The 25629-nt window shown below is 67.6% G+C and carries 26 protein-coding genes and 1 riboswitch; of the genes, 8 read left to right on the top strand and 18 right to left on the bottom strand.

All coding sequences use genetic code 11. The features are described 5' to 3' along the window. Positions 1 to 866 (top strand): transposase (locus tag B118_RS0120725; RefSeq protein WP_028193349.1); only part of this gene is annotated, 866 nt, incomplete at its 5' end. On the opposite strand, the gene B118_RS31925 is transcribed toward B118_RS0120725, so the two are convergent. The 8 genes from B118_RS31925 to B118_RS30860 form a co-directional block, all read right to left on the bottom strand. Continuing rightward, positions 832 to 1095 carry a hypothetical protein gene (locus tag B118_RS31925; protein WP_155256584.1) on the bottom strand — a complete coding sequence of 88 codons (264 nt, stop codon included), beginning with the start codon at positions 1093 to 1095 and terminating at the stop codon, positions 832 to 834. The genes B118_RS0120725 and B118_RS31925 overlap by 35 nt on opposite strands. Beyond that, the gene (locus tag B118_RS0120720) at positions 1095 to 1520 is read right to left on the bottom strand and encodes a hypothetical protein (RefSeq protein ID WP_028193348.1); all 426 of its coding nucleotides are present in this window, start codon (positions 1518 to 1520) and stop codon (positions 1095 to 1097) included. The genes B118_RS31925 and B118_RS0120720 overlap by 1 nt, the downstream gene beginning before the upstream one ends. A gap of 155 nt (positions 1521 to 1675) precedes the next feature. Beyond that, entirely contained in the window at positions 1676 to 2647 is a 972-nt protein-coding gene (locus B118_RS0120715) for an ABC transporter substrate-binding protein (protein ID WP_028193347.1), read from the bottom strand. A 20-nt stretch (positions 2648 to 2667) separates the two neighbouring features. Continuing rightward, complete coding sequence (locus tag B118_RS0120710) at positions 2668 to 3273, bottom strand: GTP-binding protein (protein WP_018221333.1); 606 nt, start codon at positions 3271 to 3273, stop codon at positions 2668 to 2670. Next, positions 3257 to 3685, bottom strand: coding sequence for a DUF742 domain-containing protein (locus B118_RS0120705; RefSeq protein ID WP_018221332.1), 429 nt, complete (start codon positions 3683 to 3685; stop codon positions 3257 to 3259). The genes B118_RS0120710 and B118_RS0120705 overlap by 17 nt, the downstream gene beginning before the upstream one ends. Further along, complete coding sequence (locus B118_RS0120700) at positions 3682 to 4107, bottom strand: roadblock/LC7 domain-containing protein (RefSeq protein ID WP_018221331.1); 426 nt, start codon at positions 4105 to 4107, stop codon at positions 3682 to 3684. Before B118_RS0120700 ends, B118_RS0120705 begins: the two co-directional genes overlap by 4 nt. Beyond that, complete coding sequence (locus tag B118_RS0120695) at positions 4097 to 6571, bottom strand: sensor histidine kinase (RefSeq protein ID WP_028193346.1); 2475 nt, start codon at positions 6569 to 6571, stop codon at positions 4097 to 4099. Before B118_RS0120695 ends, B118_RS0120700 begins: the two co-directional genes overlap by 11 nt. 527 nt (positions 6572 to 7098) lie before the next feature. Further along, a complete protein-coding gene (locus B118_RS30860) occupies positions 7099 to 7428 on the bottom strand; it encodes a hypothetical protein (protein ID WP_238324062.1) in 330 nt (109 codons plus the stop codon). Positions 7429 to 7549: 121 nt separating this feature from the next. Between B118_RS30860 and B118_RS32500 the strand changes: the two genes are divergently transcribed. Beyond that, positions 7550 to 7687, top strand: coding sequence for a hypothetical protein (locus B118_RS32500; RefSeq protein WP_196233703.1), 138 nt, complete (start codon positions 7550 to 7552; stop codon positions 7685 to 7687). Positions 7688 to 7818: 131 nt separating this feature from the next. Here the strand turns inward: B118_RS32500 and B118_RS30855 are convergent, their stop codons facing one another. The 4 genes from B118_RS30855 to metH all read right to left on the bottom strand — a co-directional run bounded on the left by B118_RS30855 (position 7819) and on the right by metH (position 14106). Continuing rightward, entirely contained in the window at positions 7819 to 8079 is a 261-nt protein-coding gene (locus tag B118_RS30855) for a GNAT family N-acetyltransferase (RefSeq protein ID WP_080678116.1), read from the bottom strand. Positions 8080 to 8290: 211 nt separating this feature from the next. Beyond that, positions 8291 to 9580, bottom strand: a complete 1290-nt coding sequence (locus tag B118_RS0120675; protein ID WP_028193345.1) for a choice-of-anchor A family protein — start codon at positions 9578 to 9580, stop codon at positions 8291 to 8293. Between the two features lie 184 nt (positions 9581 to 9764). Continuing rightward, positions 9765 to 10247: a hypothetical protein gene (locus B118_RS0120670; protein WP_028193344.1), complete on the bottom strand. Its 483-nt coding sequence runs from the start codon at positions 10245 to 10247 to the stop codon at positions 9765 to 9767. A 244-nt stretch (positions 10248 to 10491) separates the two neighbouring features. Then, positions 10492 to 14106: a methionine synthase gene (gene metH / locus B118_RS0120665; protein WP_080678117.1), complete on the bottom strand. Its 3615-nt coding sequence runs from the start codon at positions 14104 to 14106 to the stop codon at positions 10492 to 10494. Between the two features lie 26 nt (positions 14107 to 14132). Further along, positions 14133 to 14209, bottom strand: a riboswitch (S-adenosyl-L-homocysteine riboswitch). A gap of 465 nt (positions 14210 to 14674) precedes the next feature. Here metH and B118_RS0120660 point away from each other — a divergent pair. Both B118_RS0120660 and B118_RS0120655 read left to right on the top strand, forming a co-directional pair. Next, positions 14675 to 15280 (top strand): helix-turn-helix domain-containing protein, encoded by a 606-nt coding sequence (locus B118_RS0120660; protein ID WP_028193342.1) that lies wholly within the window; start codon positions 14675 to 14677, stop codon positions 15278 to 15280. After that, positions 15277 to 16539, top strand: coding sequence for an MFS transporter (locus B118_RS0120655; protein ID WP_028193341.1), 1263 nt, complete (start codon positions 15277 to 15279; stop codon positions 16537 to 16539). The genes B118_RS0120660 and B118_RS0120655 overlap by 4 nt, the downstream gene beginning before the upstream one ends. Before the next feature lie 150 nt (positions 16540 to 16689). On the opposite strand, the gene B118_RS0120650 is transcribed toward B118_RS0120655, so the two are convergent. Both B118_RS0120650 and B118_RS0120645 read right to left on the bottom strand, forming a co-directional pair. Further along, entirely contained in the window at positions 16690 to 17262 is a 573-nt protein-coding gene (locus tag B118_RS0120650; protein ID WP_028193340.1) for a GNAT family N-acetyltransferase, read from the bottom strand. A gap of 120 nt (positions 17263 to 17382) precedes the next feature. Next, complete coding sequence (locus B118_RS0120645; RefSeq protein WP_028193339.1) at positions 17383 to 18153, bottom strand: hypothetical protein; 771 nt, start codon at positions 18151 to 18153, stop codon at positions 17383 to 17385. Between the two features lie 263 nt (positions 18154 to 18416). Between B118_RS0120645 and B118_RS0120640 the strand changes: the two genes are divergently transcribed. Next, positions 18417 to 19616, top strand: a complete 1200-nt coding sequence (locus tag B118_RS0120640; protein WP_026185454.1) for an RtcB family protein — start codon at positions 18417 to 18419, stop codon at positions 19614 to 19616. Positions 19617 to 19813: 197 nt separating this feature from the next. Beyond that, positions 19814 to 20524 carry a DUF3626 domain-containing protein gene (locus B118_RS0120635; RefSeq protein WP_238324063.1) on the top strand — a complete coding sequence of 237 codons (711 nt, stop codon included), beginning with the start codon at positions 19814 to 19816 and terminating at the stop codon, positions 20522 to 20524. 73 nt (positions 20525 to 20597) lie between these two features. Here the strand turns inward: B118_RS0120635 and B118_RS0120630 are convergent, their stop codons facing one another. The 4 genes from B118_RS0120630 to B118_RS0120620 form a co-directional block, all read right to left on the bottom strand. Continuing rightward, the gene (locus B118_RS0120630; RefSeq protein WP_028188793.1) at positions 20598 to 21395 is read right to left on the bottom strand and encodes a phosphotransferase family protein; all 798 of its coding nucleotides are present in this window, start codon (positions 21393 to 21395) and stop codon (positions 20598 to 20600) included. Beyond that, entirely contained in the window at positions 21392 to 22165 is a 774-nt protein-coding gene (locus B118_RS0120625; RefSeq protein ID WP_028193337.1) for a class I SAM-dependent methyltransferase, read from the bottom strand. Before B118_RS0120625 ends, B118_RS0120630 begins: the two co-directional genes overlap by 4 nt. 280 nt (positions 22166 to 22445) lie before the next feature. Beyond that, entirely contained in the window at positions 22446 to 22766 is a 321-nt protein-coding gene (locus tag B118_RS30850) for a DUF397 domain-containing protein (RefSeq protein WP_080678114.1), read from the bottom strand. Continuing rightward, positions 22763 to 23647, bottom strand: a complete 885-nt coding sequence (locus B118_RS0120620; protein ID WP_238324060.1) for a helix-turn-helix domain-containing protein — start codon at positions 23645 to 23647, stop codon at positions 22763 to 22765. Before B118_RS0120620 ends, B118_RS30850 begins: the two co-directional genes overlap by 4 nt. A gap of 666 nt (positions 23648 to 24313) precedes the next feature. Here B118_RS0120620 and B118_RS30840 point away from each other — a divergent pair. Then, positions 24314 to 24754 carry a flavin reductase gene (locus tag B118_RS30840; protein WP_080678112.1) on the top strand — a complete coding sequence of 147 codons (441 nt, stop codon included), beginning with the start codon at positions 24314 to 24316 and terminating at the stop codon, positions 24752 to 24754. A gap of 43 nt (positions 24755 to 24797) precedes the next feature. Further along, complete coding sequence (locus tag B118_RS0120600) at positions 24798 to 25625, top strand: polysaccharide deacetylase family protein (RefSeq protein WP_028185536.1); 828 nt, start codon at positions 24798 to 24800, stop codon at positions 25623 to 25625. The last annotated feature ends 4 nt before the right edge of the window (positions 25626 to 25629 follow it).

The following is a 25629-nucleotide window of genomic DNA, read 5'->3' as shown; positions in this document are numbered from 1 at the left end:
CCCTGCCCGACGCGGTGCAGGTCGCGGACAGGTGGCACCTGTGGCACAACCTGTGCGAAGCCGCTCTGAGCGAGGTGAAGGCGCACAGCGCCTGCTGGGCAGGTGTGCTGGACGCACCCATCTACGACGGCCCCCGCGNGCAGACGACCCAGCAACGCTGGCACCAGGTCCATGACCTGCTCGACCAAGGCGTGGGCCTGCTGGAATGCGCCCGCCGCCTGCAGCTATCCCTGAACACCGTCAAACGCTACGCGCGAGCCGACCGGCCCGAGCGGATGCTCCGCGTACCTAAATACCGTGCCAGCCTCGTCGACCCCTACCGTGAGCACCTACGCAAACGTCGGGCCGAGGACCCCGGCGTCGGCGTCAAGCATCTCTTCGAAGAGATCAAGGCCCTCGGCTTCACCGGCTGCCTCAACCTCCTGCACAAGTACATCAACCAAGGCCGCGCGGACGCCGACCGCAGCCACATCTCCCCACGCCGCCTCGCCCGGATGATCCTCACCAGACCCGACAACCTCAAGCCCGAGCATCGAGATCTACTGGCACGGCTCACCGCCGCCTGCCCAGAGATGACGCAACTCGCCGCCGCTGTCGGACGCTTCGCCGAGCTCCTGACGCCTCAGCCCGCAAACACCGACCGGCTCTCGCACTGGATCCTGCAGGTTCGCGCGGTCGATCTACCTCACCTGCACGCCTTGACCAGGGGCCTGGAACGCGACCGCGACGCCGTGAACGCCGCGCTCACGCTCCCCTACAGCAACGGCCCCACCGAAGGCGTCAACACCAAGACCAAACGAATCGCACGTCAAATGCACGGACGAGCAGGCTTCACCCTGCTCCGCCACCGCATCCTCCTCGGATAACAGCACCCACCGTCACCACCGAAAGTGAGACAGGGCCGTTAGATATCCACACTCCCAACCTCGGTAGGTAGAGCAGGGCCACGGTCTGCACGAGCTGCAGGATCACCAGGGTGACCAGGGCCGGCCGGGCTCGGCGCAGGTGATCCGGTAGCAGCGCTCGCAGGGCGCCGGCGAACCGGCCGTCACCGGAGAAGACGACGTCGCCTGCCTGGGCTGCGCGGGCGCCCATCACACCACCGCCCGCGGGCCGGGGACGGTGCTGTGGGCGGTCAGCGACCGCCACCGCCCGGAGTCGAAGAAGCGCTCGGCGAAGCTCCGCTCCCACCGCCGCGCGTCGTTGTCCAGCACGCCGTAAACCTCGATCACCTCCGGGTCGACCCAGGCGAACGTCTCGACCCAGCCAGCCGGCACGTCCGCGGGGTAGAGCAGTCGGGCGTGGTACAGCGCGTAGTACGCGCTCTCCGCGCACCCGTACCGTCGGGTCCGTTCAACCAGGGTGCGCAGGTCCTGTGCGCTCAGCCGCCGCGCCAGCTCGACCAAGTCGAGGAACTTGAGCAGCATGAGGTCCTTTCCCAGCTCGATGTACATGAGCGTGGTGGCCTCGACGTGCAGTTGGACACCGGCGTCGATGATCTGGTCCGCGCGTCGGCGCACCGCGCCGGGTCGTTGCCCTCCAGGATGCGGCCGCCGGCGGCACCGGAGATCCTGCTTGCTGGCCCTGGGCCAGCGGGCTCTCCGGTCCGGCGGAAGGTCGATGAACTGACCATCGGTCAAGGCCCACGCACACACACCCGGCCCGGGCGTCCAGCTCAGGTGGCAGGCAGCCAGGACTGCCAGACGTCAGGGTTCGCGTCCAGCCATTTCTTGGCGGCCTCGTCTCGGGACAGCTTGTCCTGCCGGATGTAGCGAGCGACCGTGTTCTGATCGGCGTTAGTCCACTGGAAGTTCTTGATCAAACCCGCGGCCGGGCTACCGGATTCGGCGAACTCCCGGTTGGCGATCTTGTCGAGATCGTACGGCTGGTAGTCACAGGCCACCGTCGCCGGATCGGCGTCGCACCCGGGGGTGTACTCAGGGAGTCTGATGTGCACCAGATCGACCTCGGAGAGGAACCACTGGGGTGCGTAGAAGTACCCGATGACGGCCCGCCGTTCCTCCTCCGCCGCACGGAACGCCTCGATCAACTTGTCCTCACTACCGGTGAAGGTGACCGTGTAGTTCAGCTTCAGGTTTCGGATCAGGGCCTCGTCGTTGGTGACGTAGCTGGGGTCGCCACCGAGCAACTCTCCTTTGCCGCCGGAGCCGGGGGTCCGGAACAGAAAGGCGTAGTCGTTGAGCTTCCGCCAGTCGGTGATGCCCGGGTACCTCTCGGCCAGCCATGGCGGGACATACCAGCCGATGATGCCCTTGTTACCGGTGAGGCCGTGCTCCACGGCGACCCGCTCGTCATCGATGTACTGCTTTTTCAAGTCGTCGTGACCCCAGTTCTCCAGGATCGCGTCGACCTCGCCGGCGGCGAGCAGCTTCCAGGAGTCTTCCTCACTCAGGTCCTTCTCGACCACGGTGCAGTTGAGCCGGTTCTTGGCCAGGTAGCTGATGACGGCGAGGTTTGCCTCGTACCCGACCCACGGGTTTACCGCCAGGGTCAAGGTGCCGCAGTCGGTCGCCGTGGGTGGGCCGGGGGCCGCGACTTTGGGCTGAATATCGGACGCACACCCAGCCAGAGCCAGTACGGCCGAGCCGACGAGGGACGTTGCCCTGATCCAAGCTGGTATCCGCATCGCGCGTGTTCCCCTTCTCGTTAGGCTCTGCCGGCGACATCACCGACGGTTGACCGAGCTAGGTGTTGGGTCAGGACCACCTCGGTGAGCGCGGTCAACACCTGCTTGACCGACCCCCGGTCGCGGGCGTCGCAATCCACGATCAGCACGTCGTCCGCCACCCCCAGGGCCTCTCGTACCTCGGTGAGCTCGAACCGGTAGGCCACGTCGAAGTTGTTGATCGCCAACAGGAAAGGAACGTTATGATCCTCGAAGTAGTCGATGGCGGGAAAGCAGTCCTCGATGCGACGGGTGTCGACCAGGACAACCGCTCCCAACGCACCGTCCACGAGGTCGTCCCACAGAAAAGCGAAGCGGTCCTGACCCGGCGTGCCAAACAGGTACATCAGCAGGGACTCATCGAGACTGATTCGGCCGAAGTCCAGGGCCACTGTGGTGGTGGTCTTGGCCGCGACCCCGGTGACGTCGTCGACGCCCACCGACACTTCGGTCATTTCGGCCTCAGTGACCAGGGGTTCGATCTCCGAGATGGCCCCGACGAAGGTGGTCTTGCCGACCCCGAATCCGCCACTGACCACGATCTTCACGGACGTGGGCGCGGACCGATAGCTAGAGGGCGCGGACACGGTCTCTGATCCTCTCAAGCATGGCGAGGGAGAACTCGCCCTCTTCCTCGCGACGCAGGTGGCCCTCGGTGAGGAGGTCGGCGACGAGCACCCGGACCACGCCGAGCGGTACCCGCATCGCCACCGCTAGATCTGCGACACTGGTGGGTCGCTGGCACAGCGTCACGATTCGGTTGGCCTCGAAACGCAGCGGTGCGGAGAGCGCTGCGGGCCGGGCGGAGAGCAGGGTCTCCACCCGCAGCCCGTCCTGCACCGGCCGGGTACGCCCGCCGGTGAGCAGGAACGGACGCACCGCCGCCTCGTCCGCCGGTTCCGCGGCGGGCGGCTGCGGTTCCACGGGAGCTGGCGGCCGCGTGGAGGTCCAGTGTGGGATCATCCGCGGGTCGGGCAGCCGGGGTCCGCTGTCGTTCACCGGGGTAGGACCCGTCTCGACTCGGAGATCAGGGCGGGGGTCAGCATGGCGCCGAACCGCTCAGCGAGGAGCGAGATTTCGTAGCCGACCAGTCCCAGGTCGCATCCGCCTTCGGCGAGCACACCCAGGCAGCTACCGTCACCGATCGTCGATATCAGGAGGAACCCTCGCCTCATCTCGATCATGATCAGCTTCAGTCCATCGAAGTCGTACTTCCGAGAGGCTGTTCGTGCCAGGCTCGACATACTGGACACGATCGCCGCCAACTGGTCCGCGGCCCCCCGGTCCAGTCCCGCCGATGCGGCTATCAACAGGCCGTCGGTGGAAACGGCGACAGCATCCCGGGCCCCGTCGGTATGCCGGACGAACTTAGCCAGCAACCAGTTCAACTGGTGCGGATCGGTCTGGGTGTCAACCGTCACGTGTCCTCCAAGGCTCGGTCGGGGCATCAGTGTCGGAGTCAGTCCCGTGCGCCGGCGGCTCGATCTGACCGCGAAACATTCCAGCGCGCAGTGCGGTTAACCGGTCCCGAATGTTCGTTGGTGAGTCGTCAAGAGCTGGCGGACGTTGTCCCGACTCGGGTGCGGTGACCGCAGGCACCGCTGTGGTCGTCCGCCGCTCCCGCGGCAGGCGTTTGCGCAACCCGTTGGCGGTCCGATCCCCGCTCAGGCCCGCCGGGGATACCTGGATGGGGGAGCCGGTCGGCTGGTCGATCACCGGCGGGGCCGCGGCGTCGGGCTGAGAACCACCAGTGTCTGGGGCGGTGCCGGCGGATGCCCCCTCGGCGGCGGGACGACTGGCGACCTGAAGGGGTTGGTAGGACGGGCCCGCGGACACCGCCGCGACCTGTTCGGACGCGATAGCGATCGGCAAGGCCTCCCCGGCCACCGAGCTGTCCTCGCCCCGGTCCGTGCCCGGAGTTGTCAGCACGGCGAGCGGTAGGAGCACCCTGGCGGTTACCCCGGTTACCGGCGAGGGGACCAGTTGGACATCGACCTCAAGGTCCCGGGCGAGTTGGCCCACCACATAATGCCCGAGATACCGGGTGGGGGCCACGAGGAAGTCGCCCTCCCCACGAAGCCGGGCATTCGCCTGAGCTAGCTCCTCGGACGACATCCCAACACCGTGGTCGGTAATGGCGATGAGATACCCCTCGCCGCTGCGGCGACCCTGGATTTCCACGTCGGATTCGGGTGGTGAGAAGGTCAGCCCGTTCTCCACCAACTCGGCGAGTATGTGCGCCACCGCGCTGACATCGGCTCCGACGACCCAGGAATCGTCGATGCGTCGCAACTGCACGCGCCGGTACTCCTCGACCTCGGAGATTGCCGCGCGAATCACATCGGCGACCGGCAGTGGTGCCAGCCCCTGGCGCGGCTTAGGCTTACCCGCACCCACCAGTACCAGCAGGCTTTCCGCGTTGCGGCGCATACGGGTGGCGAGATGATCCAGCTCGAAGAGGTTGGCGAGCCCGGCGGGATCACTCTCCTCCCGTTCCAACGTGGTGATGAACCCGAGCTGGCGCCGCAGCAGATTCTGGTTACGCCGCCCCAGGTTCGCCAGCGATTCGGTGGTACTGCGACGGAGCAGGGCCTGCTCGGCGGCGAGTCGGAAGGCCACAGCCTGCACTTGGTCGAGGGCGCCAGCCACCGATCGGATTTCCGAAGTGGATCCGGCCGGTACCCGGACCGAGTCCGGGGCCACCAGATCACCGTCCTCGTGCCCATCCTGGAGCCGGCTCACCGCGGCTGGCAGCCGGGTTGTCGCCAGGTCGTTGGCCTCGGCGACAAGCGTCGCCAGCGGGCGGGTGATCGACCGCGCGGCCAACACCAGCAAGGCGATCGCGCTGACCAGGAAGAGCAGCACACCGGTGGCGACCACGAGGATGCGCTGGGTCGACTCGTTCTGGCGCTCCGCGGCCCGAGCCTCGATCTCCGCGCCGACGTGCTGCTGAATTCCGCGCATGCCGTCCAGCACGGTGGTGAGGGCCGACCACCATGACTGGGGGTTGACCTGTAACCGACGGCCATCCGCGGAGGTGAGGGCGACCTGCTCGAAGTGGGCAGCCACCCGGGCGGCACCCGTGTCCAGCACCCAATCGCTGGCGGCCTTCTGACTCGGCGTCGCCTGTCCCGTGAAGTCGACGAGGGCGACGTCCCGAGCAGCACGCATCGCGGCGAACTGGAGGAACTCACCCTTTTCGAATCCACCGGCGGAGAACACCCCGTTGAGGAAGGCCCGCTGTTGGGCGGTGCTCTCCTTGATCCTGTTTAGTGCGGTGAAGGTGGCGACGTGCCGCCGCAGCTCCGGATCGGTGACCTGTTCGAGTCCGAGGTCGACGCGATTCAATGTGGCGATGCGTTCGGTGAAGAACTCGAACGTGGCTGCCCGCCCGGCGCTGCCGTTGTCGGCACCGGAGCGGACCACGGAAAGCCCGTCGAGCTCCCGCAGCGCCAGGTCCACGCGGTCGGCAACATCCCCACCGTCGGCGATCGCGGTTTCGACCACCGCCCGCCGCTGGTCCACCCGCTGCCGGGCTGGGCCAATCTCGGAACGAAACCCCACGTTGCCGCCGAGCAGACCGGCGGTGAGACCGCGCTCAGTCTGCAGTTCCTGGGTCAGATCCTGCACGGCGAGGGCGAGCGACACCGAGTCACTGGCCGCCGTGACGGCGCGGTAGCTGGAAGTCTCCACGACCGTTATGTAGCCGAGCAGTAAGACGACTGCCACTACCGGCAGGGCGATGATGCCGACCAACCGGCCACGGATGGTTCCTCCCTGACTCGGGACCACCTGGGCCGAGGAGGATCCGACCGAGGGCTCCGGACTCGGCGAAGCCAACGTGGAGCTCGTCTGCCTGCTGCGCCGATGCCGCACCACCGTCACTACCTGCTCCTTGTCACGCCAGCCGGGCGGCGGCGGGTGAAGACCGTTTCAAACCTATGTGGACATGCGTTTTGGTCGCCGACAACGCCTCCCCGCCCGGTGGTATCGGATCACAGGAAATATGGCGGTACATTCGTCGTCCCGCAACCCTTGGACGGCGGTGACTTGGGCCAGAACCCTACTTCATAGCCCTTTGACCGATCTGGCTCCCGGCTGGATCGCCGATTTCGCGTCCGATCGCACCATCTACCGACGAAGTCTCAAGACCCGCTTCGCCGTCGCCAGACCACACGGAGCGCTGTTCTCAGGTCACGCTGCGCATCCGGGTTGTCGCGGGATGGCCGCCACCATGCTGGGCACCGACAAACACCGAGATGTATCCGCGGTGGCTACGGAAGGGTCCGTCCCACGGCCACGCCCTGGACCGGGATCCCTCGTGGATAGTCATCGCGGTGCGACAGGTACGTCGCCGGAGCATATGTTCGGCCGGTTCTTGGCCACAATGGTGCCGGTGCCGGTGCCGGTGATCAACACGACAGTGCCGCCTCCTTCGATGAAGATGCCCCGCCATCGGTGACAGCGATGTTCTCGATAATCTTCGTCGAAAAGAGAATGAGTGTTTCGTTACTGTCGTTGTAGACGCCAGTGCCCTGATCGGCTTGGATGCCGACGATCTTTATGCTCTGTACCGTCGTTTGCGCCGAGTTGTATATTCCTCCGCCGAGGGACGTTGGGGTGGTGTTGTTCTTGATGAGACTGTCCTCGACGACAACGAAGCTTGGGTCCCTTTTACCTTCGACGAACAGGCCACCTCCCAGGCTCACAGAGGTGTTCTCAATGAGGTTGACATGCCGCACCGTCAACTGTCCTCCAATGCCGACCCGGGCGCCGCCACCGCCACCACTCGCGGTATTACCCGCGAGACGGGTACCGGTGCCGTCCCGCCGGAAATAGACAGCCCCCTGATCCTGACGTTTGGTGCGCGCTGACCTCGACGCCGAGGACGACGGTGGTGAACGGCACCGTCTGTTCGCGGAAGACGTGCGCAAGGCCTTCGACTGGTATCGGGCGCACCGCGACCCACTGGACTGGCGCAGAATCTTGACGCACTGCTGACCGAGCGTGGCGTCACTGCTCGGTGGCGCGTCCGGTTTCTCGCCGACGCCGGACGTGATTACCGCCGGAGTGACCCGACTCCCGACCGACAGAGGGTGGACGACAGCGCTGCCTCTGACCTTCACCGACGGCTACAGCGACGCCGGTAGCACCAGACGCATGGTCGGAGAATGCGTCGGCGCGAAGCCCAACGCCCGGTAGTGCGACTCACCATCTCGGGAAGCCTGCAGATACGCTCTCGTAACTCCCCGCTGCTGATACCAACCGAGGAGCGCCTGCATGCAGGACCGCGAGTAGCCACGCCTACGGCAGTCGCGATCCGTGGCTACATTGAAGACGTGTCCCACATCGCCGCCGGGGTTGTCCGGACCACCCAGACGATGAGGGGACATTCAGTGCGTACCAACGGGAGGTCTGCACGGCGTTCGCTGACGCTGACGCGGAGGTGGCGGAGGCCCGCGAGCGCAACCCGGGTTTGTGCTGCCTGAGTTCCTGACCACCCTGCCCTGGCTGGTCGGTGCGTCCGCCGCCTGCCTGGACGAGGCCCACCGCGATCCGCCGCGGGCGGAGGGCCATCGTCCAGGTAGCGGTGCGTCGTTGCGCTCAGCTTTCGGCGTTGCGCCGGCGCCGGTGCGTGAGACCGATTGTGAGCAGGAGGGCGGTGCCGGTTAGCACGGCCAGGCTGCCGGCGAGGAGCATCGACCCGCTGGACGATCCGGTGATTGGTAGGTCGGTCCCGGTCGGGCTTGGCGTGACGGTCGGGGTCGCCGTCGGATCGGCGGTGGGGCTGGTAGTTGGCGTCGCCGTCGGGCTGGCCGTCGGGGAACCGCTGTCGCAGGCGAGCGTCGTGCTGAAGGGGGAGTCGTGGATTTCCCCGCCGCGATGCTCCAGGGTGCGCGCGATGATGCTGCCTTCGGTGTTGCTCTGGTCAAGATCGGTGTAGTCGGCGCGCGGCGCGTAGATCGTTCCTTCGACCGTGGCGCCGCCGGGCGCGAGGGTGAGGGTGGTGGCGGTGGGGAAGTTGAACAGGATGAAGCGGGCTTCGGGCCCACCGATGCCGGCGAAGTTCGGTGCGGTCCAGGCGAAGGTGTCCCCCACATCGGTGGTGTCGACGTTAACCAACAATGGGCTGCTCGCGGTCGGCTGGTCGGCGAAGGTCAGGATGCCGATGTTGTCCAGATCGGTCGAGTTGATGTTGAGCACGTTGGTGGTGTTCGGGCTCAGGTTGATGACGGCGTTGGTCCCGGGCGGGATGGGGGAGGAGATCGGGTCGCCGTTCGGGTCCCGCAGCACGACGGTGTTCTGGCACGTCGCGAGCTCGGTGGAGTTTGACCGGAAGGTCTGGAACGCCTCCGCGAAGTCGATCACCGAGACCGGGCCGACACTCGGTACCGACTGGTTGGTGACGAGTTCGATCCGGGGTGAGGCGTCGTAGTCGTCGGCCGGCAGGATCCGTGTGTTGGACGGCGCGTTGTTGTTGTCGACATTCCGCACGAAGGTGCCGTTCAGGTTTCCGATCTTGGCGTATCCGCCCTGCAGGACTTGGAGGCGGGTGCCGGGCTGACTGTTCACGAAGTCCACCTGCCCGTCCACCACGAGAGCCGTGGGGATGCTCTCGCCGGGGGCGAAGAAGTTTCCGGCGCTCACCACGGCCAACTGGTACTGCGAGAATGCGAGGTTCCCGCCGACGGCCAGCGTCCCCTCGTTCTCCGTGCCGATCAAGGTCGCGTTTCCCTCCGTCATGACCAGGAATCCTTGGGTGGCCTCGACGGGGTCGATCGGGCCGACGGGTGCGGCGCTGACCACGTTGCCCATCATCACGAATGCGGTGGTGGCGGCTACCGCAGCGGTCGCGGTGGCGCGGGTGGTAGTCACCTTCGCGTTCTTGTTCATGGCTTCCCATCACATAGACGACTTTTTGCCCTCCTTGCTGATGATAGGTACGAAATGGGTGATTCATGGGTCTTGACCTGCCCGGGCCTGTCGAGTCGAGACCGCGTAGCGCCAGATCGGGGCCAGTGCGCCCGACCGCGTCCCCACGGGACTGCCTGCCGGGGTGGAAGTGCGTCGGCTCCGACTAGGTGCTAACCGGGCCTGATGCCGGCGACGGAAAGTGCCGTCGGGCCGAATTGGTCCTCGACATGGCGTGGGCGAGGACCACGTAGGCCACGGTGGGGCTGAGCACAGCGACCATGCTGCTCAGGCACGCCAGCGTTGTGCCGGCAGCTGACGCGTCGGTTGCTACCGCCACGACGACAACATAGATCGTGGCCAGCGCGGCGGCCACGGCGAACGTAGTCACTAGCCTCAGAAAGAGGCGCCCATGTTTCGTGGCCGCCTCGCCGACCAGGCCGGCTGGCAAGAACAGCAGCGGCACCAAGATGGCGCCCAGCACGGCAGCAAGCAGCACCGTCATCGGCCCGGCTAGCGGACTACCTAGCGGTGCATTGGTCAACAGCGCAAGTCCGAACAGCACTGTGTAGGCGGCGGCCGCCTGCGCGACGAACACCCACCAGGCCGCGACCGCACCTAGAAGGTGCCGGACAGTCTGTTTGAGCATGGCGTCTCCCCTTACCACGGCTTCAGCAGTCGCCGAGACCAGCATGTAGACGCTGACCACACTGCCATGACCACAGTGTGGGCTCCGGATCTTCTGGACCTTCCCAGGTCTCCGGCTCCCAGGCCCAGCTGGCGCCGTCGTCGGCCTCTCCGCGGTCGGCGCGGAGCCGGATGCCCGACGACGTTACGACGTGGCGCTCCCACCCGGCCGGTACACCACGTGGTCGGTTCGGACGCGGCCGGCGTCAGGACGGTTCATAGGCCAGATTGGGTCGCAGCCACCGCTCGGCCTCGGCGACGCTGATGGCGCGGCGGGCGGCGTAGTCTTCGATCTGGTCCTTGCCGATCCGGCCCACGGTGAAGTATTTCGCCGCCGGGTTGGCAAAGATCAGCCCACTGACGCTGGCTGCCGGCGTCATCGCGCAGGTCTCCGTCAGACCGATGCCGAGCTCGGCGGTCTCCAGCAGGTCGAACAGGTCCCGCTTCTCGCTGTGATCCGGGCTGGCGGGATAGCCGAGCGCCGGTCGGATGCCCCGGAAGCGTTCGGCGTGCAGGTCGGCGAGGTCCGGCGTGGCGTCTGGCTCGAACCAGTCGCGGCGGGCCTTCAGGTGGATGTACTCGGCGAAGGCTTCGGCAAGGCGGTCGGCCAGCGCCTTGACCATGATCGCGCGGTAGTCGTCGTGCTGGGCCTCGTAGTGCGCGGCCAGGGAGTCGGCGCCGTGGATGGTCACGGCGAAGCCACCGAGGTGGTCACCGTCGGGGGCGACGTAGTCGGCCAGGCAGCGGTTGTTTCGGCCGGCCGGTTTCACCGTCTGCTGGCGTAGCATCGGCAGGCGCACCCCGTTGCCGAGGACGATGTCGTCGCCCTCGGAGTGTGCGGGCCAGAAGCCGTAGACGCCTCGGGCCTGGAAGGAGCCGTCCTTCGTGATCTTGTCCAACAGAGTGTTGGCGTCGTCGTAGAGCTCGCGGGCGACCGGCTGATCCAGGATCGCCGGGAACTTGCCCTTGAGCTCCCAGGCCAAGAACAGGAACTGCCAGTCGATCATCTCGCGCAGCTCGGGCAGGGTGGGCTGGACCGTCCGCCAGCCGGTGAAGTTTGGGGTCGGTAGGTCGCTGAAGTCGACCTGCTCGCGGTTGGCGCGGGCCTCAGCCAGGCCGAGCATCGGCTGGGAGCGCCGGTTGGCGTGCGCCTCGCGCAGTTGCTCCTGCTCGACGCGGTTGGTGCGGTCCAACTCGCGGGCCCGACCGTCGTCGAGCAGGTCGGAGACCACGCCGACGACCCGGGACGCGTCGAGCACGTGCACGGTTGTGCCGTCGTACGAGGGGGCGATGCGCACGGCGGTGTGTTGACGCGATGTCGTGGCCCCGCCGATCAGCAGGGGCACCTTGAGACCGCGGCGCTGCATCTCGGCGCCGACGGCGACCATCTCGTCCAGTGATGGCGTGATCAAGCCGGACAGGCCGATGGCGTCGGCGCCCTCGGCGACGGCGGTGTCCAGAATCCGGCCGGCCGGAACCATCACGCCCAGGTCGATGACCTCGTAGTTGTTGCAACCCAGGACCACGCCGACGATGTTCTTGCCGATGTCGTGCACATCGCCCTTCACGGTCGCCAGTACGACCTTGCCCTGCCCGCGGCCGGGGTCGATCCGGCCCTCCAGGCGAGCCTGCTCCTTCTCGGCTTCCATGAACGGTTCGAGGTAGGCGACCGAGCGCTTCATGACCCGGGCACTCTTGACCACCTGCGGCAGGAACATCTTGCCGGCGCCGAACAGGTCGCCGACGATCTTCATTCCGTCCATCAGCGGACCCTCGATGACATTGAGGGGCCGGTCGAGGCCCTGCCGGGCCTCCTCCGTGTCCTCTTCGATGAAGTCGACGATGCCGTGCACGAGCGCGTACGACAGCCGCTCGTGCACCGGCGCCTCGCGCCAGGAGAGGTCGACCGCACGCTTCGTGCCGGAACCGGTGACGGTCGACGCGAAGGTGACCAGGCGGTCGGTGGCGTCCGGGCGCCGGTCGAAAATCACGTCCTCGACGAGTTCGATGAGGTCGGCGGGGATGTCGGCGTATACGGCGAGCTGGCCGGCGTTGACGATGCCCATGTCCAACCCGGCACGGACAGCGTGCAACAGGAACGCCGAATGCATCGCCTCGCGAACCACGTCGTTACCCCGGAAGGAGAATGACAGGTTGGAGATGCCGCCGCTGGTGCGGGCACCCGGGCAGCGCGCCTTGATCAGCGGGAGGGCGTCGATGAACGCCTTCGCGTACCCGTTGTGCTCGGCGATGCCGGTGGCGACCGCGAGCACGTTCGGGTCGAAGATAATGTCCTCCGGCGCGAACCCGACCTGCTCGACGAGCAGATCGTAGGCCCGGGCGCAGATGGACACCTTTCGTTCGGTGGTGTCGGCCTGGCCGTCCTCGTCGAAGGCCATCACCACCACGCCGGCACCATAGTCGTGGATCCGGCGGGCCTGCGCCAGGAACGACTCCGTGCCTTCCTTGAGGCTGATGGAGTTGACCACGGCCTTGCCCTGCACACACTTGAGGCCGGCTTCGAGCACCGTCCACTTCGAGCTGTCAATCACCACCGGGATCCGGGCAACCTCGGGCTCGGTGGCGATAAGATTGAGGAAGGTCGTCATGGCGCGCTCGCTGTCGAGCAGGTCCGCGTCCATGTTGACGTCGAGCAGGTTGGCGCCGCCGCGGACCTGCTCCAGGGCCACGTCGACCGCGCCCTGATAGTTGTCCGACTCGATGAGCCGACGGAACTTGGCCGAGCCGGTGACGTTGGTGCGCTCACCGATCATCACGAACCCGGTGTCCGGTCCGATCGCGAACGGCTCCAGCCCACTGAACCGGGTGGCTTCAGGCTGGGCGGCAACCGTCCGTGGCGGGATGCCGGCCACGGCGGCGGCGATCCGGGCGATGTGCTCCGGTGAGGTGCCGCAGCAGCCACCGGCGATGTTGAGCAAGCCGGATGCGGCAAACTCGCCGAGCAGGCCGGCGGTTTCCTCCGGCGTTTGGTCGTAGCCGCCGAAAGCGTTCGGCAGACCGGCGTTGGGGTGACACGCCACGTAGCTCTTGGCGATCTTGGAAAGCTCCTCGATATGCGGGCGCATCTCGGCCGCGCCCAGCGAGCAGTTCACGCCGACGACCAGCGGATCGGCCCGCTCTATCGAGCGCCAGAATGCCTCCACGGTCTGCCCCGACAGCGTCCGGCCGCTGAGGTCGACGATGGTCACGGAAATCCACAGCGGCAGCTGCGGCGCGACCTCACGAGCTGCGGCGATCGCCGCTTTCGCGTTCAACGTGTCGAAGATCGTCTCGATCAGCAGGAGGTCGACACCGCCCTCGGCCAGGGCCGAGATCTGCTCCGCGTACGCCGCGCGCACCTCGTCGAAGTCGACGGCGCGATACGCCGGGTCCTCGACCCGCGGCGACAGCGACAGCGTCACGTTCAGCGGCCCGATCGAGCCGGCCACGAATCGGCCACCGAACTCGTCCGCCGCCTGCCGGGCCAGCCGCGCACCCTGAACGTTCATCTCACGAACCAGTGACTGGAGCCCGTAGTCGGCCTGGCCGATGCTCGTCGCCGTGAAGGTATTGGTCGTGGTGATATCGGCGCCGGCGGCCAGATACTGCCGGTGTACGTCCAGAATGACGTCGGGCCGGGTGAGGTTGAGCAGGTCGGGATCGCCATTGACGTCCTGCGGATGGTCGACGATCAGGTCGCCTCGATAGTCCGCGGCGGTGAGCTTCGCGGCCTGCAGCATCGTGCCCCAGGCGCCGTCTAGTACCAGAACCCGCTGCGACATCAGCTGCCGTAGCGACGATGCCGTGCTCTTCTGGCTCAGTAACGCGCTCAAGCAGCCGCCTCCAAAGCTCGGAGGCGCCCTTGTTTTAACAAATCAGGGCCGAGCGTGGCGGGCTCTGCCCGTCGCAGCGCCTCTCGACCCGAGCCAGATAGTACCCGATCCGCGTGCCTGGGCGTCCCCCATGAAGCGTCGGCATCTGACTGCTGCGGTCACGAGCCAAGCCCGATCGGTGACGAGCACCGCCCTTCACGGGCGAGGCGGCGGAGCGAGTCGACGCCGATGGTGAGCACGTAGCTGGACTCCGTCACGGGTAGGGGAGCCAGCGCGGCAGCGCCAGCGCAGCCGACACCCCCGCCGGCTCGCGCCCGCACCTGGGTCCGGGTCGGGAAGCTACGGCTCCCGTGAAGCCCGGGGGGCATCAATGGCCCCATCAAACCCGGTGCGGGACAGGACGGCACCGCCGTCGAAAAGGCGTACCTCGCCGAGCTGACCGGAAGCGCCATAGGCGGATAAAACGGGCAATCGGAATCGGTTAGACCGGGAGTGGATCCGTCTGACTCGAGGCTGAACCCGTCCAGCTCTTGACCGCTGGACAACTTGGGAACTAATGTTCCGGAACATGTCTTCCACAATTCGAGCGGTAGCCACGCTGGAGGGCCTGCGGGCGTTGGCCCATCCGACCCGCCTGGCTCTCCTCGACCTGCTTCGGGTACGGGACACGCTGACGGCGAGTGAAGGTGCCACGCTGCTCGGCCTCACCCCGAAGACCTGCTCCTACCACCTGCGCATCCTCGCCGCGCAGGGCCTGGTCGAGCCGGCCGTGGTGGAGGGGGCCAGCCTTCGGGAGCGCCACTGGCGACGGGCGACCCCGGATACCGACGTGCCCTTGGCGGACGTGCCGACGGATGACCCAGAAACGGGAAAGGCGCAGGAGCAGTTCATGCGCGTCCGGCTGCACCGGGACCAGGCCCTGTTGCAGGAGTTCGTGGCCACGCACGACGAGCGCCACGCCGGGTGGAACACGTCGGTGACGATGCACAGCCGCACCGCGCTGATGTCGCCCGCCGAACTGTCCGCCTGGGGGCGGGAAGTGGAGTCGATCACCCGGGAGCATGTGCGCCGCGCCGAACTGGCGTCCTCGGAGGCACAGGAGCCCGTCCGACTGATCCTCTACGGGTTCCCGCAAACCATGCCCGGGGGAAGGCAGTCGTGAGCACCGCCCCGGACCAGACCTCCGCGCCGCCGGTGGCCGACCCCGTCGGAGTGCGTCGGTACCTCGTGGTGGTCTCGCACCCGACGATTCGGTGGGCGTTCCCCGGCTCGCTGATCGCACGGCTCACCCAGACCATGGTCCCGCTCGCGTTGCTCCTGTTCGCCCAAGAACACCTCGGTGGGTTAGGGGCAGGGGGCGCGGTCGTAGCCGTCTATGCGGTTACCGCGAGCTTCGGCTTCGTCGTCATCGGCCGAATGGTCGACCGCCGGGGACCGTACGTGCTGGTCATCGCGGCGGTGATCAATGCGGCGGGCATCATCGCCCTCGTCGTGGTGCCCGCGCCGTTCATCTGGCCGCTCGCAGCGGTCGCTGGCGTGTCGACCCCGCCGCTGGGTGCGGCTATCCGCTCCGTGTTCATCCGCAGCTTCGGCAAGCCGAGCGAGCGGGCCAGCGCCCTGAGCCTGGACACGATCGGCACGGAGGTCATGTTCATCGGGGGTCCCGCGCTCGTCGCCGCACTGGTGGTAGTGGCTTCGCCCATGACGGCGTTGCTTATCGCTGTCGTCGTGGGTCTGGTGGGCGCCGGGCTGTTCGCCGCCACGGCGGGTTGGTCGAAGGGTGAGCAGATTCGGGCGACCACCCGACACCGCAGGTTGTTGGACCGCGGGTTGTTGTCCCTCGCTCCCCTACTGCTCATCGTGGCGCTGCAGATGGCGGCGGTCGGGTTCATCGAGGTCGGGATCATCGCCCGGGCCATCGAACTCGGGTCGACGTCCGCAGCGGGAGTGTTGTTGGCGGTCTGGGCAGCCGGGAGCGTGGCGGGAGGGCTCGCGTTCGGCACTCGGGACTGGCCCGGAGGTATCCGGCGGCAGTGCGGAGTCCTACTGGGCCTGACCGGCCTCGGATTCTGCACCCTGTTGACGGGTCAGAACCTCGTGGTCCTCTATCCCCTGATGTTCCTGGCCGGACTCGCGATCTCACCGGCGGCGGCGACACTGGCCACGATCTGCGGTCTTCTCGCGCCCGCGCACTGCCGGACCGAGGCGTTCACGTGGCTCGCTTCCGCGACCGGTCTCGGCGGCGCCGGCGGCTACGCTCTCGGCGGCGTGCTGGTCAGCCAGACCAACGCCGGCACGGCCTTTCTCGTCGCTGCGGCGATTCCGGTGCTCGCGGTCGTGCTGGTCCTGACCCTGCCGGCCCGGCGCCTGTCGGGTGTGACCGGCGGTGGTGCCGAAGACGGCGCGCTTCTACATCGATAGTTCGGCCCGGTGCCGGAAACAGCAACGCTCCGTTGAGCCGGCGGTCGAGGCGCGCTGGCGGAGCGGTCGGCAGCGGTTGCTTCACCTCGGTCACCGGGGTCACCTTTGGTTGTGGGGATGGCATCGACGAAAGCTCTCAGCTCCGGGCGGCTACCGGTCGTGGTCGAGACGGGAGTGGAGGTGCATGTCGTGCCAGCCATCGGTGTGGCGAGCCTCGCCCCGTTTCGTGCCTTCCATCGTGAAGCCGGCGTACTGCGCGACCCGGCAGGACGCGGTGTTCACCGTCGAGTGGCAGAGTTCGACGCGGTGGAGCCGGAGGGTGGTGAAGGACCAGGCGGTGACCGCGGACAACGCGCGGGGGGCGACCCGGCGGCCGCGCGCCTCCGGCAGCACCCAGTACGACACCTCCGCCAAGCCCTCGGCCAGGTCCACCCGGCGCAGGCTGATCTGCCCTACGACGTGTCCCGCAGCCAGCACGGCCCAACCGGCGCCGGTCTCCCCGCTCCACCGGCCGGGCCAGGCGGCTATCCAGTCATCAGCTTCATCGTCGGTCATCGAGCGGCAGTGCCAGCGTTGGATGGCCGGGTCGGCGTAGCCAGCCACGACGGTACGCCGATCTGACGGCTGCCAGGGGCGAAGCAGTAGGTCCTGCGTGGTGAGCTCGGGTTGCGTCAGCGCCGCCATCGAGCCGCGCGGCAGTGCGGGTGAGGCAAGGATCGGCACAGATCGACTGTAGAGGCACAGCGCCCGCCCGGGCTTGGCACCACCGGTGCGGCGGTCGGAGAGCCCGGTCAGCTGTCGCTAACTTCTGGCCCAGCCGGGCATCTCATCGCCAGTCAAGCGCTAGACGCCGGGCCGCGGCACCCACCAGTCGCCGAGGGCTTTATGCAGGATCGAGACGACGGCGATGTGCAAGATTGCCAGGATTAGGCCGATCGCGAAGCCGAGAGCGCCGCGGTCTCGCCGTTCGCCGCTGCCGGAGGGGGCGGCATGAGGGGCCGAACGTGCCCACGGATGCTCCCGGACCAACCAGAACAACAAGCCGAGACCCAGCGGTGTTAGGTAGATCAGCCAAAACCAGAACCATCGAGTGCCCCGGCGTGGCGGTGGACCGGCGATCACGACGCCAAGAATGACCACGGCGAGAAGGAAGGTTATCCCGGCCGTGATGGATGCCCCCTGGGGCAGGATGCCGCCTCGCTGCTCGATCCCGGCGGCGCGTAGCTGCCGCGCGATGCCGGCGGCTCCAGGCCCGGAGTAGCCGTCATCGTCGATGGGTACCTCCACCTGCGTGAAAGTGGTGGTGTCGGTCCAGTACCACCGACCATCGGAGGTTTTCCACGCGAAGTATGACCCGCGCTGGCTGGAGCTCTGTCGCAGACCGGGAGTTTCGAACCAACGTCCCGCGTCGGTGCTGTTCCAGTGGTCGCCCCACTGAAAGGCCGTCACGCGGCCGGCAGCGGCATCGGCATACGCCTTTTCGTAGCTCTGCTCTCGGGGAGTCGTCCACCAGGCGGCGACCGCCGCCACCAGCCACAGTAGGACCAGGGCGAGTCGCAGCGCACTCCACCATCGGAGGCTCCGGTCCACCGTACTGATGACAGGTGATTCCATGAGCGCATTGTCGCAGGATGTAGCCAGTTGCTGTTGCCGGTGGATAGTCGTCACCACCTGAACTCGGTGGTCAGTGTGGTGACATCCGGCCTCGTCGGATCGGCACTGGTCGCCAGACAGGTTGAGCCCCAATAATCCGGTGATCTCGACGGTCGTCTTCGCGATACTGGGCTGACGAGGTCGAGACCGTTGTGGCCGAGCACGAGGGCGCACCCCGGTGTTCGGTAGACCTGTGCAACGCAAACCATCAGGAAGTGCAGATCATGACGTACGCCGTGCTGCCCGCCACCCGGGCTCCGGTTCGGGTGTGGACCGACCCGTACAGCATCGAACCGCAGGCCGCTCAGCAGCTCCGCAACATCGGCACCCTGCCCTGGGTGCAGGGCGTCGCCGTGATGCCCGACGTGCATTTCGGTAAGGGCGCCACCGTCGGCTCGGTCATCGCGATGCGGCAGGCCGTCTCGCCGGCCGCGGTTGGCGTCGACATCGGCTGCGGCATGTCGGCGGTTCGGACCTCGCTGACCGCGGCTGACCTGCCGGACGACCTCGCGGGGCTGCGGCACGCCATCGAGGACGCGATTCCGGTCGGCTTCGCCCAGCGCAAGAAGGCGGTGAACCCGCGTCGGATCTGGGGGCTGGCGCAGGCGGGATGGGACGACTTCTGGCGGCGCTTCACCGACCTGCACGCCGGGGTCGCCCGGCTGGAAGGCCGAGCGATGAACCAGATGGGAACCCTCGGCGGCGGAAACCACTTCATCGAGGTCTGCCTGGAGCAGGGTGGTGTCGATGCGGGCCGGGTGTGGTTGATGCTGCACTCCGGCTCCCGGAACATCGGCAAGGAGCTGGCGGAGCGGCACATGGCCATCGCCCGGAGGCTGCCGCACAACGCCGCCCTGCCCGACCGTGATCTGGCGGTCTTCCTCGCCGGGACGGCGGAGATGGACGCCTACCGGCGGGACCTGTGGTGGGCGCAGGAGTACGCGCGGCGTAACCGTGCGGTCATGCTCGCGCTGCTCTGCACCGTGGTCCGGGACCGGTTCCCGCAGGTGAGCTACGACGAGCCGATCAGCTGCCACCACAACTATGTCGCCGAGGAGACCTACGACGGTGTGGAGGTGTTGGTGACCCGCAAGGGCGCCATCCGGGCCGGGGCGGGAGAGCTGGGCATCATCCCCGGATCGATGGGGACCGGTTCCTACATCGTGCGGGGTAAGGGCAACGAGGCGGCGTACTGCTCCGCGTCGCACGGCGCGGGCCGGCGGATGTCCCGGGGGCAGGCCAAGCGGAGCTTCACCACCGATGATCTGGCGGCGCAGACCGCCGGGGTGGAGTGCCGCAAGGACGCTGGGGTCGTGGACGAGATTCCCGGCGCGTACAAGGACATCGAGGCCGTGCTGGAGCAGCAGACCGATCTGGTCGAGGTGGTCGCGCACCTCAAGCAGGTGGTGTGCGTAAAGGGGTAGGCCGCACCAGCGACCAACCGGACAATGGACGGGTGGATGAAAGGGTGTTTTCGGAAGCTAACCTGCACTCTGCCTGTTCGCAGGCTTTGCGCTACGTGGCAACCCGGTCCGCGGGGCCCCCGGTCGACGCGTCTCTGCGGATCACGCTGAACTTTCATCCTGACCGGATGGTCGCTGACAGCCCTATCCTCGGCAGGATGGTGGCGGACGGGGTTTACCTATCTCAGTTTGTCACCGGCACCAGCAACGGTGGGCTCACCGCCCATCCCGGTGGTGACCGGTGGCGCTGGGAACAGCGGATGTTCGGCGGCGCCTACGACGCTATACCCGTCCAGCATCGGCCGGTTTACGGTGGGCTGAACTCCCGCCGTAAACCGGTCGGTGCCGCACCCCGATTCGGCTCAGCTCACCTGCGGCTGACGGCGTCCACGCTCAACCGGGCGACCTTCTGCTACCCGGACAGCCACCTCGAGCCAACCATGTTCGGCGTGGCCGAACGCATGTCGCTGGTCGACCTGGCTCACGCCGACCAGCGGGACGAACTGGACGACTACGTCGAGGCGCAGGTGCACGGTGCGGTCCGGCTGGACCGTGATGTCGAGGCCCTCGTACTGGATTCCTGCTATCGCGGCACCGACGTCGAGAGTGCAGCCCGTCGCCTGCCCTGCCGGCTGGAGTGGCATCCGGGATTCCGGCTCTCCGTAGCCGAGCTCCGTCGGCATCCGGAGTACCGTGGCCCGCGCTACGTGGAACTCGGTGCCGCTCTCGCCGTCCAGGGGTACCTCACCCCACGCATCATCGGGGACGCCGTTCGTACCGGTTGCTACCACCCGCAGGATCTCAAGCGCGTCTGGCACTACCTCGCCCGTTTCGGCAGCCCCGCCACGCCGTCCCGCGTCCCTGACTGAGGTTTGCGCCGGGGCAGCCCGCCTACCGGGGCGGGCGGGCCGTGCCACCGAAACCGCGGGGGAGGCCGGCCCGTTACCGCCCGGGCTGGTGGTAGCGGCGCTCAAGAAGTGCGATGAGGGTGGCTCGTTCGGCCGCGACGCCTTCCGCGAGGCGAGCCGCGGCCTGTACCGCCAGCCAGGATCCCGACTGCGGTGGCGGCCGCACCGAGCCGGCCCGGTAGGCGCGGGTGTAGCGGCGGGCGAACACGGACCGGCTGCTGCTGATCAGCGTACGAGCCACCCGCGATGTCTCCGGTAGCGGAGCGGAGTAGCGCAGAAGCAGCTTCGTCCGGGCATGGTCGGCTGCTGGGGCGCCGCGCGTCGCGTTGGGCCAGTCGATGACCGCGGCTCGACCATCGGTGAGCATCAGGTTGCCGGGGTGGTAGTCCCCGTGGCAGAGACGGTCCCCGTCGGGTAGGTCTTCGAGTAGCCGCAGCGTGTGGTCCCGGAGCCGCGTCGGCATGGTGGCGTCGGTGATGCGGGCGGCCAGGACCGAGCGGAGTTCGGGGAGGTCGGCGGGGGCCGACACCTGGTGTACGGCGAGGTGGGTGGCGGCCAGCGTACGGGCCAAACCGGGCATCCGCCACGGCTGTCGCTGCAACTGGGTGAGCATGTCCACCCCGTCCAGGCGTTCCAGCACCAGGCCGACGCGTCCGTTCCACTCCACCGTGTGGGCAAGTTTCGGAGCGATGCCGGGCCCGGCCAGCGCGGTCAGTGCTCTCGCCTCGGCGCGGTGTCCGAGCAGCCCGGGCCGGTACAGCTTGATGACCGCGTCGTCGCACCACCTGTGTACGTCCGCCTCCCGTCCGGCGCCGATCTTGGCTCCGATCATTTTTGGGCCCTTCGGCGGGGTGCGCGGCTGGCCTCGATCAGGGTCCTGGTGGAGCGCGCGACGAATGCGCCGTGGGCGCGGATGTGGGCGTCGAGCCGTTCGAGTCGGGCGCGGTGCCGCTCCACGGTGAAGTCGGGCACCCACCAGGCGCACTTGCGCAGGGTGTAGACGACCGCGCCGATGTCGAAGAACTCCATCCGGCAGCGGGCGGTGCGCAGCTCCACGATCTCCAGCCCGGCGCGCCGCGCGGCGGCGACCTCCCGGTGTGGGTCACGAGCGAAACGCTCGTGGGGCACGGGGCCGCGAAAGTACTCGATGAGTTCGAACGCGGAGGCGGGCCCGACATGCTGGGCGAGGTAGCTGCCGCCGTCCTGGAGCACCCGGGCGATCTCGGACCAGTCGGGGCGGACGGGGTGGCGGCTGGTCACCAGCGGGAAGCTGGCATCGGCAAAGGGCAACGATCGTCCCGGTCCTACCGCGACGACCGCGACGCCGCGGGGCTGTAGCAGTGCTCGGGCGCGTTCCACGTTCGGTGGCCAGCCCTCGGTGACCACCATTCGGGGCGCCAGCCGGGGCAGCTCGGCGAGGACCTCACCACCGCCGGTGTCGATATCCAGTGCCGCGGGGGAGTGGGGTAGCCGGGACGCGAGCAGACGTGAGTAGCGCCAGGGCGGTCGCTGCTCGGTCGCCCGGCCGTCAAGCCAGTCGAAGCTCCACCCGGACACGTCCGCCGCTGCTGCCTCGTCAACCAGTTCCTGGAAGGCACGCACCTCCGAATTTTGACCGTGCCGTCAACCGGTTTGACCTTTCAGGGTCGACCGAGGCCGATGACCGTGCTCACGAACGGGTGTTCGCGGCCCGCTCACCAGCCGAGCACGGCCGGGTTCGAAGCCGTTATCGGCTGTCTGGAGGTGATACCTGACGTCGAGGACCGGGCATGCTCAAGCCCCCCCAGCGCGCCAGCACCGGGGGGCTCAAGTGCTTGTCAGCGCCGGGCGTGCGTAACGAACGCCTGCCACGCCTCCGGATCGAACACCAGCGCGACCAGGTCTATACGCCTACCGGTGCACATTCTCCATCGTTGATCCCTGCGCGGAACGCGGTCCACTCGGCCGGGGTGAACCGCAGCTCCTGCCCGTCCTTGCAGACCTGGACGCCGCTGGGTAGTTGGATGACCCATGGGTGCTCGTGGCCTGTCCCCACCGCCCGGATGAGGTCTTCCCACTCGGAGTAGGTGGCGGCCAGCTCCGGCCCAGCCGGGTCTTTGCTATCCCGAATGTAGACCGTATGGGCAGTGTGCGCCCATTCGACACAATTGCCACCGGAGCCCCCAGATCGGGTGCTTTTACGGTATTCGCGGAGCTGAGTCATGGCTGATACTCCAGGATCGGAACGGCTTGGCAGCAGACAAGCCTGAATATCGTTTCGTACCGGGCAATCTCGACGCCCTTTTGCAGGTACGCGGCGGAGCTGGGCGAGTCGAGATATACAACTGACGGGTCCTCCGCAGGGTCCGGAAAGTCTAGGATCACGAACGCGGACTCCATCGCGGCGTGCGCGCCACCTGCGAGCGGTAGGACCGAGACGGTGGTGTTGGGCCGGGTTGCCACCTGACGCAGCCTGGTGATTTGCTCAGCCATCACATCCGACCCGCCGACCTCGCGCCGCACCGCCGCCTCGTTGAGTACGACATGCAAGGCTGGTGGTTGAGGGTCGGCCCGCGTGAGGATCGCCTGGCGATTGATCCTTAGCGCGACACGACTTTCGATTTCGTAGTCGCTGTCATCGGGGTTGCGCGCCTGGTAGACGGCGCGCGCGTACTCGGGTGTCTGCAACAGGCCCGGGATCAGTTCGGACTCGTAGGTCCGGATCATGGCCGCAGCGGGCTCGATCTCCAAGTAGAGGCTGAACCACTCCGGGACATCGTCGCCGTAGACGTGCCACCAGCTCTGACCGCCCGTCGCCAATGCGAGCGCGGTCAGCTGCTCGGTTTCGTCCGCCGATGCCTGGTAGTGCGCACACAGCACCGCGACATCTTGGGGTTTGACCGGGTGTCGTCCGGCCTCCATCTTGAACAACTTCGCTCGACTGATGCCGAGTCGCCGATGCGCGACTACCTCGTCAACCGATGCGCGGGTGGTGTCGCGTAGCCGGCGCAGTTGCCGGCCGAGTTGGCGGCGGACCACGGTCGGGCCAGCTGCTGGGGCTGGAGTGGGCATGTTCCTCTCCTCGTAATCCCTGGCCACACCCACAGTGTCTCAGCCTGAGACCGCACCGTCGGCGCTGGGGGCCAGCAGAGCAGCAGCGCGGGGCCAGTGGAACAAAAAGCGGTCGTGATACTTGTGTGGCGAGAGTATCACTGCGATAGTCGAGTGAAGTTCGGTCACCATGCGCAATCGAACCGAACCCCTCGGGAGCTAGTGCGATACCTCGTACTCCCGGTCTTTGCCTGATCTGAGAGGGGAACAGACCATGGTTCGCTGGCTATTTCGCCGCTGCCGCCGCCCCGCACCGTTGGACGCCACCGGTCCCACCACCCCGTACGCGGCGTGCGCTAGTGCCTTCCACCCGAAACGACCAGCCAACCTGCCCGCGTGGATGACTCAGCCCACCGTCGCCAACCCGCAGGTAGGCCGCGTCGGTTGGCTCACCCCGGCGCAGCAGTGGCGAGCCAACGGAGGCCGCTGGTGACCGCGCACCAGCCGCCTGCCCGAAGCGCCGACAGGCGAGACTGAGATGGCATCGATGGTTGTCGCTGCTATTGCCGTCGTCGTTGGGCTCGCCGTTGGCGTGGTCCTGGGCCTGGTGACCAAGAGCCGTTCGGGTAGTTGGTGCCCCCGGTGTGGTGACCTCAAGCGCTGCCTACGTGACCACGACACGCGTGGGAGCCGGTCGTGGTGAGAAAGGCACACGACCCCATGCGCCCGCTCTGGCGGTGCCGGGCCTGCGGCGCCGACTGGCCCTGCCAGCCCGCCCGGCTCGCGTTGTTGGATGAGTATCGCGGCAGGAGGTCCGCCCTGCTGGCCCACCAGGGCAAGCTTTTGGCCGAGGCATCTGATCAGCTATCCCGGCTCAACGGCACCAGGCCGGACCTCAGGGAGAGGTTTGTCGACTGGTGCTGGCGGGCGGAACCCGACCACCCCACATCCAGCGCCTTCGAGTCGGGAGACCTGGACCTGGACCTGGTGTTTCGCGGAATCGAAATGATCATCCGTAGCCACTGGGGAGGGCGGACCTGCCCCCGGTGCGCGAACAAGGGTTGCCCGCATCTCGACTGGGCCGACGGCTGGCTGGCCCGCCTACGACGATCACCGCAAGGCCGCCCAGACGAAAGCCGTGCTCCGTTCCGAAGCGGGTAGCGGGGTCCGAAGCGGGTATCGGAACGCCGTGGCAGGTGGCGTCGTGGCAGGTGGCGTCCGGGTCGGGGGGCCCGAACTTCGGCGTTGGTTGGCGGGGACGGCCGCCGTCGCCGCGGGCGGGGCGGTGGTGCACGCGCTGCCGGTGGTCACCGCCAGCGGAGCGCTGCGGCGCCGGTATTGGCCCCGGCTGGCGGGGGTGGGTGCGGCCAGCCGGATCGCGTTGACCTTCGACGACGGGCCACGCCGTGCCTCCACCACCCGGTTTCTGCGGGCGTTGGAGCATGCCGAGCTGCGGGCGACGTTCTTTCTGCTCGGCACGCTGCTCGACCGTGATCCGGGACTCGGTCGGGAAATGGCGGCGGCCGGGCATGAGCTCGCGGTGCACGGATGGGAGCACCGGAACCTGCTGTGCCGATCACCTGCCGCGACCTACGCTGATATTGCCCGCGCTCGGGATACCGTCGCGGCGGTCACCGGAGCCGAGCCGTTGTGGTACCGGCCGCCATACGGGGTACTGACGCTGCCGGCGCTGCTGGCTTGCCGGCGGCTGGGCCTGACCCCCCGCCTCTGGACCGCCTGGGGACGCGACTGGGACGTGACACGGTCTCCGGCGTCGATCTGGGCAACCATCGTGAAGGATCTCGACGGTGGCGGCACGCTGTTGCTACATGATTCGGATCATGCGTCCAGCCCGGGTGCCTGGCGAGGTGCCCTGGCTGTCCTGCCTCGCCTCGTGAGCTGGGCCCAGGAGCGGGAGCTGACCATCGGGACGCTCGGCGCACACGAGGAGACCGAGGCGGCCCGGGAGCCCGGGGCGTGGCGCACACCGGTCCGGGCACGACCGGGGCATGGCGACGTACCGGGTGGGTAACCGC

The sequence above is a fragment of the Salinispora pacifica CNR114 genome (assembly GCF_000514775.1).
Lineage (GTDB): Bacteria > Actinomycetota > Actinomycetes > Mycobacteriales > Micromonosporaceae > Micromonospora > Micromonospora pacifica.
The sequence above is the reverse complement of the archived record's forward strand: the minus strand, read 5'-3'. Positions and strand labels throughout refer to the sequence as shown.

What these genes read in the sequence shown, in the direction of transcription:
- B118_RS31925 (WP_155256584.1), bottom strand. Translation starts at nt 1,095, where the DNA reads ATGGGCGCCCGCGCAGCCCAGGCAGGCGACGTCGTCTTCTCCGGTGAC.
- B118_RS0120715 (WP_028193347.1), bottom strand. Translation starts at nt 2,647, where the DNA reads ATGCGGATACCAGCTTGGATCAGGGCAACGTCCCTCGTCGGCTCGGCC.
- B118_RS30855 (WP_080678116.1), bottom strand. Translation starts at nt 8,079, where the DNA reads ATGTCCCCTCATCGTCTGGGTGGTCCGGACAACCCCGGCGGCGATGTG.
- B118_RS0120675 (WP_028193345.1), bottom strand. Translation starts at nt 9,580, where the DNA reads ATGAACAAGAACGCGAAGGTGACTACCACCCGCGCCACCGCGACCGCT.
- B118_RS0120670 (WP_028193344.1), bottom strand. Translation starts at nt 10,247, where the DNA reads ATGCTCAAACAGACTGTCCGGCACCTTCTAGGTGCGGTCGCGGCCTGG.
- B118_RS0120660 (WP_028193342.1), top strand. Translation starts at nt 14,675, where the DNA reads ATGTTCCGGAACATGTCTTCCACAATTCGAGCGGTAGCCACGCTGGAG.
- B118_RS0120645 (WP_028193339.1), bottom strand. Translation starts at nt 18,153, where the DNA reads ATGGAATCACCTGTCATCAGTACGGTGGACCGGAGCCTCCGATGGTGG.
- B118_RS0120640 (WP_026185454.1), top strand. Translation starts at nt 18,417, where the DNA reads ATGACGTACGCCGTGCTGCCCGCCACCCGGGCTCCGGTTCGGGTGTGG.
- B118_RS0120635 (WP_238324063.1), top strand. Translation starts at nt 19,814, where the DNA reads ATGGTGGCGGACGGGGTTTACCTATCTCAGTTTGTCACCGGCACCAGC.
- B118_RS0120630 (WP_028188793.1), bottom strand. Translation starts at nt 21,395, where the DNA reads ATGATCGGAGCCAAGATCGGCGCCGGACGGGAGGCGGACGTACACAGG.
- B118_RS30850 (WP_080678114.1), bottom strand. Translation starts at nt 22,766, where the DNA reads ATGACTCAGCTCCGCGAATACCGTAAAAGCACCCGATCTGGGGGCTCC.
- B118_RS30840 (WP_080678112.1), top strand. Translation starts at nt 24,314, where the DNA reads ATGCGCCCGCTCTGGCGGTGCCGGGCCTGCGGCGCCGACTGGCCCTGC.